The organism is Xanthomonas arboricola pv. guizotiae, assembly GCF_002940205.1.
In the GTDB taxonomy this organism is placed as follows: Bacteria; Pseudomonadota; Gammaproteobacteria; order Xanthomonadales; family Xanthomonadaceae; genus Xanthomonas; species Xanthomonas arboricola_C.
On the sequence record NZ_MDSK01000017.1, the window covers coordinates 1 to 11685 of the forward strand.

An 11685-nucleotide genomic window follows, 5' to 3' on the forward strand; every position below is an offset into this window, starting at 1 on the left:
CGCGCTTACGAAGGCAATGAAACCCGCCAGTTGGCGCTTGATCTTGGCTTCGTGCCGGTGGTCCCACCCAAGTCCAATCGGGTCGATCCATGGGAGTACGACCAACAAATGTACAAGCGGCGCAATGAGGTGGAGAGGCTGTTCCGTCGCTTGAAGGGCTACCGCCGGATTTTCACGCGCTTCGAGAAGTTGGACGTCATGTTCCTTGGATTCCTCAACTTCGTCCTGGTCGTTGATGGGCTTCGGATGTGTTAACAGGCCCTAGTTCTCGACGACCGCCGGGGCCACATCTGCGGTGATCTCCGCCGCAGCTACGGGCAACGATGCCAGCACTGCATTGCGAAAGCGCGCGGCGAATGCGGCATCGTTGGCCTGGTAGAACGCCCGCGCGTTGGCCGACAGCTGATCCAGCTGCGCCTGCGGCAATGCCAACGCGGTTTCCACCGCCTGCGCAATGCCCGCCGCGTCCACGTAGTAGTACGACGCCAGCCGCCGCTGGCGCACCTCGGCCACCGGAATCAGCACGCCGTGCTCGGGCCTGACCAGTTCGTTCATCGGCTCACCGTCGGTGGCCAGGGTCACCGCACCCACGCTCAGCGCTTCCATCAGGTAATGCCCGAAGCCCTCGGCCTCGGAGGGACACAGATGGAACAGGTGCGCGTTCTGCAGCCGGCGCAGTTCGGCGTCGTCGAGATAGCGGACGCGGTGGTCGATGTTCGGCGCCACCACCGGCTTGCCGGCCGTGCGCGGATTCTGCACCACCGTCAGCAGCGGCCATTCCGGATGCCGCTGCCAAGTCTCCAGCAGCACGCGGGTGCCCTTGGCGGTGCTGCGCCCGGCCAGATGGAAGAACGCACGTTGACGCGCGACCTGTGCGTCGTGGCGATCCGGGCTGGTGAAGCCGATGAACCGCGTGGTGCAGCCCAGACTGCGGAAAATCCGCTCCGCGTGGTGGGTCTTGCACAGCACCGCGTCGAACTGCGGCAGCCGCGGCAGCCACTTGGGCAGCAACCATTCCGGATTGGGCACCAGCAGGTTGGTCTGGCCCAACGGCAGGCAGCGCGCATACACGCGCTCGGAAAAGATCTGTACCGGCACCCGCCCGAACAGCGCGCGGGTGGCCCACAGGCGGGCTTCGCGCGCCGTGTCGTGCAGCCGCTGACTGGTGAAGCCCACCTCCTGCACCGGGATGCCGCCGGCACGCAGCGTCTGCGCCATCAGCACCATGTCCCGGGTCAGGCCCACGCCGTTGTCGCGGCTGATCACCCGCATCATCGGAAACGCCTTGTCATGCGTACACTCGCCATTGCTGCGGCACAGTGTCGATGGCCCGGTTTCCTGCGCGATGTCCCGTTCTGTCATGGTGCGTCACACGTATGCCAAAGGTTGACAAATTCAATCATTATGATGCGTGTTCCAGCCCTGCAACTGCGAGCACCATGTATCCGGTCGCCACCACCCTGCGCGGGCCAAGCGCCGCGCCACCGACGATGATTTCCATGGACATGCAACAACCCTGCGTTCTTGTGGTCGACGACGACCCGGACCTGCGCAAGCTGATCGGCGAGTTCCTCAGCGCCCACGGCTACCAGGTGGACGTGGCCGAAAACGTGGCGGAGATGCGCAAGAGCATCGCCCAGCGCCGCCCGGATCTCATCGTACTCGACGTGATGATGCCTGGAGAAGACGGCCTGAGCGCGGCGCGGGCACTGGCCAGCGAGCGCGGTTCACCTGCGGTCATCATGCTCAGCGCACTGGGCAACGACACCGACCGCATCATCGGCCTGGAAGTGGGCGCCGACGACTACCTGGCCAAGCCCTGCAATCCGCGCGAGCTGCTGGCGCGGGTACGCGCCCTGCTGCGCCGCAGCCAGGCCAGCAGCGAGCAGGCCGACCAGCGCGGCAACGTCTACGAATTCGCCGGCTGGCGGCTGGACGTGGTGCGCCGCGACCTGCGCGACCCCACCGGCATCTTCATCAACCTCTCCGACGGCGAGTTCGCGCTGCTGCGCACCTTCGTCGAGCATCCGCAGCGGGTGCTCAGCCGCGACCAGTTGCTGGACTACGCCCGCGGCCGCGACACCGACGTCTACGACCGCGCCATCGACAGCCAGATCAGCCGCCTGCGCCGCAAGATCAACGAGCGCGTGCATACCGAATTGATCCGCACCGTGCGCAACGAGGGCTACATGCTGCTGCCGGGCGTTGCGCGTCTGTGAGCAAACCGGCACGTCGCGGGCTATCGATCTTTGCCCGTACCTTCGTGCTGCTGGCGGTGGCGCTGCTCACCGCCCAGGTCATCGGCATCGCCCTGCTGATGATGCGCACCCCGGTCTACGAGCCGCCGGTGCATCCGCCGGAAGTGGTGGCGCTGCTGTCCACGCGCATGCCGGCCGGCACCCAGACCCTGACGGTGCACGAATCGGCCCAGGCCCCGCTGCCGCCGGCAGGCCAGGTGCGCGACGGGTTTGCCGAAATGCTGCTGGCCCATTGGCTGGATGTCCCCGAGCAGCGCGTGCGCTTCTACCGCAGCGCCGACGAGCGCCAGGGCCCGCGCATCGGCATGTCTCCACAGCCGCGCATACCCGGCCAACCGCAAGCATCCGGCGCCGACGACGACGCGACCAGCGCCGTCGGCAATCGCCACGAGGCCTCGCAGCGCTCGCCGCCGGCGCCAGGCGACTGGCCGCACGAGCGCCCCCCCGGTGCCCCACCGCTCGGCAATGGGCTGCGTCCGGACGACAGCCCCAGCGCCTGGGAAAGCGAGCGCCTGACCCCGGGCGTGCCGTTGCTGGACGGCTTCACCGCCGCGCTGCAACAGCCCGATGGCCGCTGGCGCACGGTCGAATCGCCACCGCGGCGGCTGTCGGCCGAGTTCAAGACCCATGTGGTGCTGCTGTTCCTGGCCGGCCTGCTGGCCAACGTGCCGCTGGCATGGTGGTTCTCGCGTGCGCTGTCGGCGCCGATCAAGCGCTTTGCCGAAGCCGCCGACCGGCTGGGCCGCAATCCGGATGCCGCCGCACTGCAACGCAGCGGCCCACCGGAGATCGTGCGCGCGGCCGATTCGTTCAATGCGATGCAGGCCCGCCTGAACCGCCTGATCAACGAGCGCACCCACATGGTGGCGGCGATCGCGCACGACCTGCGCACGCCGCTGGCGCGCCTGTCGTTCCGCCTGGACGGCCTGCAGCCGCCGTTGCGCGACAAGGCGCTGGCCGACATCGACGAGATGAAGGCGATGATTTCCGCCGCGCTGGATTTCATCCAGAACGATCGCCACCGCGGCAAACGCGCGCCGCTGGATCTGCGCCTGCTGGTGGAAAGCGTGGTCGACAACGCCACCGACATCGGCGCCGATGCCGAACTGCTGCCCGGCCCGGCGATCACCCTGGATGGCGATCCGCTGGCCTTGCGGCGCGCGGTGATGAACCTGCTGGAGAACGCGCTGAAATACGGCAAGCGCGCGCGCCTGCAACTGCAGCGCGATGGCGAAGAGGGCGTGCTGTGGATCGACGACGACGGCCCCGGCATCGACCCGACCCAGCGCGAACAGGTGCTGCTGCCGTTCGTGCGCGGCGAGTCCTCGCGCAATCGCGACACCGGCGGCATCGGGCTGGGCTTGTCGGTGGCGCACAGCATCGTGCTGGCGCATGGCGGCGACCTGCGCCTGGACAACCGTGCAGCAGGTGGCGGCCTGCGGGTGACGGTGCGCCTGCCGTGCATGCCGGAGCGGCGCTAGCGCTAGGCTGGAGCGCGTTCTTTCTCAGGTGATTTCGACGATGCCGGGGCGCACCCGAGTCCGCGCCCGCAGGCAACGATCCGCGCGATTGATCAGCCGCGCGCGACCACCGCTGCGATCACTCCATGCTCAGTACGCGAACTCGCGGAACACGCGATCGACATCGCCATTCCATGCGCCGTGATACAGCGCCAGCTTGCGTTCGGCCGCGGTGACACCGCTCTCGGCGATCTCGGCGATCACATCCACAAAGCCGGTTTCGTCCTGACCGTCGGCATTCAGGCGCGCGCGCCGACGCAGGCCCTCGCGGGCGATGCTGACCGCGTCCACCGCCAAATCGCGCACCGTGCCATTGCGGAACAGCAGGCCGAGCGCATGCTTGGGCACGCCGTCGCGCAGCGCGTGGCGCTCGGTGGTGCTGAAATCCTTGACCAGATCCCAGGCCGCATCCAGCGCGGTGTCGTCGTACAGCAACCCCACCCAGAACGCCGACAACGCACACAGGCGGTCCCACGGGCCGGCGTCGGCGCCGCGCATTTCCAGGTACTTCTTCAGGCGCACTTCCGGGAACGCGGTGGTCATGTGGTCCGACCAGTCGCGCAGCGTCGGCAACGCGCCCGGCAATGCCGGCAACCTGCCCTGCATGAAATCGCGGAAGCTCTGCCCACTGGCATCGACATAGACGCCGTCGCGGTAGGAGAAATACATCGGCACATCGAGCAGGTAATCGACATAGCGCTCGTAGCCGAAGCCGTCCTCGAACACGAAGTCCAGCATGCCGGTGCGGTCGGCGTCGGTGTCGGTCCAGATGTGCGAGCGGTAGCTGAGGTAGCCGTTCGGCTTGCCTTCGGTGAACGGCGAATCGGCGAACAACGCGGTGGCGATCGGCTGCAACGCCAGCGACACGCGGAACTTCTTCACCATGTCCGCTTCGGTGGCGTAATCCAGGTTGACCTGCACCGTGCAGGTGCGGGTCATCATGTCCAGGCCGAGCGAGCCGACCTTGGGCATGTAGTTCTTCATGATCTGGTAGCGGCCCTTGGGCATCCACGGCATTTCATCGCGGCGCCACTTGGGCTGGAAGCCCATGCCCAGAAACCCCAGCTGCAACTCACCGGCCACCTGCGCCACTTCGTCCAGATGGGTGCCGGTTTCCACGCAGGTGTGATGCAGGGTTTCCACCGCCGCACCCGACAGTTCCAGCTGGCCGGCCGGCTCCAGCGTCACCGAGGCGCCGTCGCGCAGCAGCGCAATGGTGTGGCCGTTTTCCTGCACCGGCTCCCAGCCGAAGCGGGTCAACCCGGTCAGCAGCGCCTGGATGCCGCGCTCGCCTTCGAACGTGGGCGCGCGCAGGTCGTCGAGCTGGAAGCCGAACTTTTCGTGCTCGGTGCCGATCCGCCAGTCAGCGCTGGGCTTCTCGCCGGAGGCCAGCACCTGGACCAGCTCCGCGCGTTCGGTGATCGGCGTTTCGGCAACGTGGCTGGGACTCGACAAGGGCAGGCTCGCAGGAAAATTTAGGGGAACGATGTGGGGGTCCTCCCCTGCCACCGCAAGGCCCGCACTATAACCGCAGGGCATGGAAAGAATTGCTGCCATCGGCCGGGCCTGACATTTCCATCCATGCGCACGGCGTGGCCCGGTCAGGCAGCAAGCGCTGGCGTGACCCCGACCCGGGGCGGGCACGGCGGAGGCAGCAGGCCGCAATCGCCCAGATGAAAGCAGTCGCCCGCAAATCCCCGCACGCGCGGCTGCACGCCGTTCGGTCGCCCCGGCCGCGCACCCGAGATCCTGTAGCATCGCCCGGCCATGACCGTTGCGCCCACACCCACCGACGCCCTGCTCGCGCAGATGGCCACTCTGATGCACTGCGAGCGCGCCGATGGCTACGCCTGCGTGAGCGCACGGCGCGAACATGGGGCGCGCTCGGTGGACCTGACCCAGCCGCAGTTCGCGATTGTGCTGCAGGGCCGCCAACAGGTGCGCAGCGCGACCCAGTCGCTGCAACTCGTGCCGGGCGATCTGTTCCTGGCAACGCGCCGTTGCCGGATCGATCTGATCAACACGCCCGACCCGCAGACCGGGCTCTACATGAGCGCGGTGGTACCCCTGTGCGAGGAGGCACTGGCCGCTGCGCGCGCGTTGTGGAACGAGCCGCTGCCAGAGGCCGGCGCCGACATCGCGCGGCTGCCGGCGATCGATGTCGCGCTGCCGCTGCGGCAATGGCGCGATGCGCTGCAACGCGGCCTGTATACCGAAGCACGCCTGGCACTGGCCTCACTGGTCATCCATGTCTGCCGTCGCGGCCACGGCGGCCTGCTGCTGCCGCCGGCGCCAAGCATCGCCGAGCAGGTGCGTACGCTGATCGTCGCGCAACCGCAGCGGGCGTGGCGCTCGCGCGATATCGAAGACAGCCTGGGCATCAGTGGCGCCACCTTGCGCCGGCATCTGGCCGCCGAACAACGCTCGCTGCGCGAACTGATCACCGATGCGCGGCTGGCGCACGCGATGGCCCTGCTCTACAGCACGCGCTGGCCGCTCAAGACCGTGGCCGCGCGCGCCGGCTATCGCTCCACCCGCAGCTTCAGCCAGCGCTTCCAGCAGCGCTACGGGCTGGACCCGGCCAGCATCGGCAATAGCCGCTAGGGCGCCAACGCGAGCGCTTGGCGCAGCGCATTGAGCGAATCGCGCAGCTCGCTGCCGCCAGCATGGCGACACCGCGGCAGTTGCCGCCTGTCCTGGAGTTGCTCATGTCTGTTTCCGTCCTGCGTACGCTGGTGCCGCTGCTACTGGCCGCAAGCGCCACGCTGGCGCACGCCGCTGCGCCCGTATCCACCCGCGCGCAGGTTCCCGGTTTCTACCTGCAGCGCATCGGCACGCTGCGCGTCACCGCGTTGTTCGACGGCCGCGTGGGGCTGACGCGTCAACAACTGTCCAATGTGGACCCGACCGAGCGCGACCGCCTGCTCGCGCAGGGCTACGTCCCCGAAGACAGCAAGGGGCTGCAGACCGCAGTCAATGCCTATCTGATCCAGGACGGCAGCCACCTCAGCCTGGTCGATACCGGCACCGCGCAATGCCTGGGGCCCGGCCTGGGCCAGGTGCTGAGCAACCTGCGCGCCGCCGGTGTCGACCCTGCCCAGGTCGACGATGTGCTGCTCACCCACGCGCATCCGGATCACCTGTGTGGCCTGCTCGATGCGCAGGGCACGGCGGCCTTTCCCAACGCCACGGTGTGGCTGTCCGACGCCGATGCCGCGTACTGGCTGGATCCCGCATCGGGGGCCGGTGCGGCGCCGACGCTGCGATTCGCCTTCCCGCTGGCACGTGCGGCCGTCGCGCCGTATCAGGCCCAGGGTCGGCTGCGCCGCTTCCAGCCCGGCACGAGCGCCTTGCCGGGCGGCATCACCGCGCTGGACAGCCAGGGCCACACGCCCGGCCACGTGTCCTATCGCTTCGACGGCGGCGCCGGCAACACCCTGCTGGTGTGGGGCGATGTCCTGCACTACCACGCCGTGCAGTTTGCCCGGCCGGACGCCTCGTTCGAAGCCGACAGCGACCGCAGCAAGGCGATCGCCTCGCGTCGTCGCCTGCTGGCGCAGGCCGCCGACGGCCGCTGGTGGGTGGCCGGCGCGCATCTGCCGTTCCCGGGCCTGGGTCATGTGCGTCGCGAGGGCAAGGCGTTCGCCTGGGTGCCGACCGAATTCGGCCCGATGTCGACGACGCCGTGAGTGATGGCAGCAGGCGCAGGACGCATCACGTCCCGATGGTCTGAACGGCCAGGCGGCGGGCGCCCTGCCGTCCCGGATCACTCCGCTGCGGGCGGCGCTACGTCCAGACCCAGCCAGCCGCCGACGATGCCGCGCAACTCGTCCACGCCCTGGCGCGATTCGCCGGAGTAGGTCTGCACGGTCACGCTGTCGCCGAAGCGCGAGGTCACTTCCTTCTTGACCTTCTGCAGTGTCTGCATCTGCTGGCCACGGCCGAGCTTGTCGGCCTTGGTCAGCAAGCCGTGCGCGGGCAGGCCGCGTTCGGCCGCATAGCCGAGCATCTGCAGGTCGTAATCCTTGAGCGGATGCCGGATGTCCATCACCACCACCAGCCCGCGCAAGGCCTCGCGGGTGCGGAAATAGCGGTCGATGAAGGCCTGCCAGTGCGCCTGCAGGTCCTGCGGCACCTTGGCGTAGCCGTAACCGGGCAGATCCACCAGATAGCGCTCGGGCTGGATCTGGAAGAACACCAGCTGCTGGGTGCGGCCAGGCGTCTTGGACACGCGGGCCAGCGCGTTCTGGCGGGTCAGCGCATTGAGCGCGCTGGATTTTCCGGCATTGGAGCGGCCGGCGAAGGCGACCTCGTAGCCGCCATCGTCGGGCAATTGCCGGGCGTTGTGGGCGGACAGGTGGTAGCGGGCTTGTTCGATAAGGAGCGACATCTCCCTAGGATCGCACGTTCGGGGCCTGACGGTTTTGCTGCACTGTTCGTTGACCCTGGCGCAAAGGCGTGTCGATAATCGAAGCACGCCTGCCACAGCCAGCACCCAACGCGCGCGGGCCGGGTCCATACGGAGCTTTAGCTGATGCGCCATGCTCGTGTGCTTGTCCTCGCCGCCCTCGCCGTGCCGGCCATCGCCGCCGTGGCGTTTGCGCAATCGGCGGTCACGCCGATCCCCGATCCGCCGCCGGTGCGCATTGCCCCGCTGGAGGTGGACCTGTCCAAGACCACCTGGGGCGATGCCAAGGCCGGCCAGACCAAGGCCGCCGCCTGCGCGGCCTGCCATGGCCCGGACGGCAATCCGGCGGTGGCCATGTACCCGCGCATCGCCGGCCAGACCGAGCGCTACGTGGCGCACCAGGTCGCCTTGATCGCCAGTGGCGAGCGCAATACCGGCATGTCGGCGGTGATGGTGCCGTTCGTCAAGGACCTCACCGCGCAGGACATGCGCGATCTGGGCGCCTACTTCGCCACCCAGAAGTCCGCTGCCGGCGTTGCCGACGACGCGGCGATCGCCGAGGGTCCCTACCAGGGCATGAAGTTTTACGAGGTGGGCGAGAAGCTCTACCGCAGCGGCGATGTCGCGCGCGGCGTGCCGGCCTGCATGGCCTGCCATGGGCCGTCCGGCGGCGGCAATCCCGGCCCGGCGTATCCGCGCCTGGGCGGCCAGCATGCCGAGTACGTGGCGCGGCGCCTGAAGGAATACCAGGCCGGCACCACCCAGGAGCGCAACCCGGCGCTGTTCAATATCATGGCGCAGGTGGCGCACCCGCTGACCGAGCAGGAGATCCAGGCGCTGGCCAGCTATCTGCAGGGCCTGCACGACCGCGCCGACGATGCCGCCGCCGCGCAACTGCCCGCAGCAACGCCCGCACGCTCATGAGCTGACCGCCGCAACCGCCACAGCGTGTCACGACGCCGGTCCCGCGACCGGCGTCGTCGTTTCCCGCCCTGCCCTTCCCACCCCCACGGAGCCTGCATGAATCTGCTTTCCCGCCTGTCCCTGCTGTTGTTGCTGTTGATGCCGCTGGCGGCCTGTGCCGCCGACAAGAACGCCCCGCCGGTCGAAGGCGACGACTACATCGTCATCGACGGCGGCCAGCCGTACGCGCCGCTGGCCGGCAAGGTGGAAGTGGTCGAGGTGTTCGGCTACACCTGCCCGCACTGCGCGCACTTCGAGCCAACCCTGGAGGCCTGGGTGGCCAGGCAGCCGTCGTATGTGCGCTTCACCCCGGTGCCGGCGGCATTCGGCGGGTTCTGGGATGCCTTCGCGCGTGCCTACTTCGCCGCCGACATCCTGGGCGTGGCCAAGCGCAGCCATCGCGCCATGTTCGAGGCGATCCACGAGAAGCAGACCGTGCCGACCCAGAACGTCGCCCCGGAGGAACTGGCCGCCTTCTACGCCGGCTACGGCGTGCCGCAGCAGCGCTTCGTCGAGACCTACAAGAGCCAGGCGGTCGACGCCAGGCTCGATGCCGCGCGCGAATTCGCCAAGCGCAGCAAGCTGCCCGGCACCCCGGCGATCATCGTCAACGGGCGCTATCTGATCGGCGCGCGCAACTACCCGGACATGCTGCGCGTGGCCGACTATCTGATCGCCCGCGAACACGCCGCGCCTGCCAAGCGCTGAACCGCGTAACCGCCAGCGACGGCCGCCCGTGGCATCATGCGCCCCGCGGCCGTCCGGCCCTTTCCTCGCCCCACGCTGGAGATCCAATCCGATGAAGACCCGCTTCGCCCTGACGCTGATGGCGCTGCTGCCGATCCTGGTCGCCTGCAAGGCCCAGGACGGCTCGTCCGACACCGCACCTGCCGCCACCACGCCGGCTGCCGAAACGGCGCCTGCTCCGGCCGCTGCCACGCCGGCCACCGACCCCGCCGCACCGCCTGCGGTTGGCGAGAGCGCCAGCACCCCGCCAGCCGCCGCCCCCAGCGCCGCACCGCGCGCGCCGAACGGCCCCGAGCCGGTCGCCGGCACCGATTATCTGGATATCGAAGGCGGCCAGCCGTACCAGCAGGCCGCCGGCAAGATCGAGGTGGCCGAGGTGTTCGGCTATGTCTGCCCCGCCTGCAACGCGTTCCAGCCGCTGATCGGGCCGTGGAAGGCCGGCCTGCCGTCGGACGTGCACTTCGTCTACGTGCCGGCGATGTTCGGCGGTCCGTGGGACGACTACGGCCGTGCGTTCTACGCCGCGGAAACCCTGGGCGTGCAGGAAAAGACCCACGAAGCGCTGTACAAGGCCATCCACACCGAGCAGACCCTCAAGGGCGAGCGCGGCAAGGATTCGGTGCAGGACATCGCCGCGTTCTACGCCAAGTACGGCGTGGACCAGAAGACCTTCATCGACACCATGAGCAGCTTCGGCGTGTCGGCCAAGACCAACCGCGCCAAGCAGTTCGCCACCCGCAGCAAGCTCACCGGCACCCCGTCGCTGATCGTCAACGGCAAGTACCTGGTCAAGGGCCAGAGCTTCCCGGACATGCTGCGCATCGCCGATCACCTGATTGCGCGCGAACGCGCCACGCTGGCCAAGTGATCCTGTCGATCGCCGCCCTGTGAACGCTTCGGATTCGCGCACCCTGCGGGTGCTGACGGCCAATATCCAGGCCGGCTCCAGCACCCGCCGTTACAGCGATTACGTCACGCGTAGCTGGTCGCATGCGTTGCCGCTGGGCAGCAAGCGCACCAGCCTGGACAGCATCGCCAAGCTGGCCGGCGAGCGCGACATCGTCGGCCTGCAGGAGGCCGACCCGGGCAGCCTGCGCTCGGGCTTCACCAACCAGACCCACTATCTGGCCGAGCGCGCCGGCTTCCATTACTGGAGCCACCAGCCCAACCGCCGCATGGGCGGGGTGGCCTCCAGCGCCAACGGCCTGCTCAGCAAGCTGGAACCGCTGGAAGTGCAGGATCACGCCCTGCCGGGCCGGATCGGCGGGCGCGGCATGCTGCTGGCCAAGTTCGGGCAGGGGCGCGAAGGCCTGGCAGTGGCGGTGGCGCATCTGTCGCTGGGCGCCAATTCGCGCATGGCGCAGCTGGCCTTCATCGCCGAGTTGCTGTCCGAGCATCCCAACGCGATGTTGATGGGCGATTTCAACTGCATGGCCGACCGGCCGGAAATGCAGGCGTTGTACCGGCACACGCGGCTGCAGCCGCCGAGCTGCGAAGTGCATACGTTTCCGAGCTGGCGTCCGGACCGGGCGATCGACCATATCCTGGTCAGCGACAGCCTCACCATCGAGCATATCGAAGCGATTCCCGCAGCGTTCTCCGACCATCTTGCGGTGGGCATGGATATCCGCGTGCCGCTGCACTTGCTGCGCTAGCCACCACGCAACGCGGCGACGGGTTCGCACTGGCGGACTCGACCGATGACACCCCCTCGACACCGCCTGTGCGATAACGCAGGCGATTTTTCGTTGGGAGCACAGCACGTGATACGCATCGTATGAGTGCGTGG

10 protein-coding genes and 3 pseudogenes are annotated in these 11685 nt (G+C 68.4%); 10 read left to right on the top strand and 3 right to left on the bottom strand.

Features of this window, described 5'->3' with window-relative positions; translation table 11 throughout:
* A pseudogene (locus tag XarbCFBP7408_RS11760) lies at positions 1 to 255 on the top strand (IS5-like element ISCARN85 family transposase); the annotation flags it as partial.
* A 6-nt stretch (positions 256 to 261) separates the two neighbouring features.
* Here the strand turns inward: XarbCFBP7408_RS11760 and XarbCFBP7408_RS11765 are convergent.
* The gene (locus XarbCFBP7408_RS11765; protein ID WP_104563113.1) at positions 262 to 1362 is read right to left on the bottom strand and encodes a glycosyltransferase; all 1101 of its coding nucleotides are present in this window, start codon (positions 1360 to 1362) and stop codon (positions 262 to 264) included.
* Positions 1363 to 1499: 137 nt separating this feature from the next.
* On the opposite strand from XarbCFBP7408_RS11765, the gene XarbCFBP7408_RS11770 reads away from it, so the two are divergent.
* The 3 genes and pseudogenes from XarbCFBP7408_RS11770 to XarbCFBP7408_RS11775 form a co-directional block, all read left to right on the top strand.
* A complete protein-coding gene (locus XarbCFBP7408_RS11770; protein ID WP_104563114.1) occupies positions 1500 to 2219 on the top strand; it encodes a response regulator in 720 nt (239 codons plus the stop codon).
* A pseudogene (locus XarbCFBP7408_RS23485) lies at positions 2216 to 2576 on the top strand (two-component sensor histidine kinase); the annotation flags it as partial. The gene XarbCFBP7408_RS11770 and the pseudogene XarbCFBP7408_RS23485, both read left to right, overlap by 4 nt.
* A gap of 80 nt (positions 2577 to 2656) precedes the next feature.
* Positions 2657 to 3739, top strand: a pseudogene (locus XarbCFBP7408_RS11775) (ATP-binding protein); the annotation flags it as partial.
* 129 nt (positions 3740 to 3868) lie between these two features.
* Here the strand turns inward: XarbCFBP7408_RS11775 and XarbCFBP7408_RS11780 are convergent.
* Complete coding sequence (locus XarbCFBP7408_RS11780; RefSeq protein ID WP_104563116.1) at positions 3869 to 5233, bottom strand: glutamate--cysteine ligase; 1365 nt, start codon at positions 5231 to 5233, stop codon at positions 3869 to 3871.
* 312 nt (positions 5234 to 5545) lie between these two features.
* Here XarbCFBP7408_RS11780 and XarbCFBP7408_RS11785 point away from each other — a divergent pair, with 312 nt between their 5' ends.
* Positions 5546 to 6382 carry a helix-turn-helix transcriptional regulator gene (locus tag XarbCFBP7408_RS11785; RefSeq protein ID WP_104563117.1) on the top strand — a complete coding sequence of 279 codons (837 nt, stop codon included), beginning with the start codon at positions 5546 to 5548 and terminating at the stop codon, positions 6380 to 6382.
* A gap of 104 nt (positions 6383 to 6486) precedes the next feature.
* Positions 6487 to 7467, top strand: a complete 981-nt coding sequence (locus XarbCFBP7408_RS11790; protein WP_104563168.1) for an MBL fold metallo-hydrolase — start codon at positions 6487 to 6489, stop codon at positions 7465 to 7467.
* A 77-nt stretch (positions 7468 to 7544) separates the two neighbouring features.
* Here the strand turns inward: XarbCFBP7408_RS11790 and yihA are convergent, their stop codons facing one another.
* On the bottom strand, positions 7545 to 8168 hold the full coding sequence (gene yihA / locus XarbCFBP7408_RS11795; RefSeq protein WP_104563118.1) for a ribosome biogenesis GTP-binding protein YihA/YsxC: 624 nt from the start codon (positions 8166 to 8168) through the stop codon (positions 7545 to 7547).
* A gap of 144 nt (positions 8169 to 8312) precedes the next feature.
* Between yihA and XarbCFBP7408_RS11800 the strand changes: the two genes are divergently transcribed.
* The 4 genes from XarbCFBP7408_RS11800 (at position 8313) to XarbCFBP7408_RS11815 (ending at position 11551) form a co-directional block, all read left to right on the top strand.
* Entirely contained in the window at positions 8313 to 9110 is a 798-nt protein-coding gene (locus XarbCFBP7408_RS11800) for a c-type cytochrome (RefSeq protein WP_181106470.1), read from the top strand.
* Between the two features lie 96 nt (positions 9111 to 9206).
* Positions 9207 to 9857: a thiol:disulfide interchange protein DsbA/DsbL gene (locus tag XarbCFBP7408_RS11805; RefSeq protein ID WP_104563119.1), complete on the top strand. Its 651-nt coding sequence runs from the start codon at positions 9207 to 9209 to the stop codon at positions 9855 to 9857.
* A gap of 91 nt (positions 9858 to 9948) precedes the next feature.
* The gene (locus XarbCFBP7408_RS11810) at positions 9949 to 10764 is read left to right on the top strand and encodes a thiol:disulfide interchange protein DsbA/DsbL (protein ID WP_104563120.1); all 816 of its coding nucleotides are present in this window, start codon (positions 9949 to 9951) and stop codon (positions 10762 to 10764) included.
* Between the two features lie 49 nt (positions 10765 to 10813).
* Complete coding sequence (locus XarbCFBP7408_RS11815; RefSeq protein WP_104563170.1) at positions 10814 to 11551, top strand: endonuclease/exonuclease/phosphatase family protein; 738 nt, start codon at positions 10814 to 10816, stop codon at positions 11549 to 11551.
* The last annotated feature ends 134 nt before the right edge of the window (positions 11552 to 11685 follow it).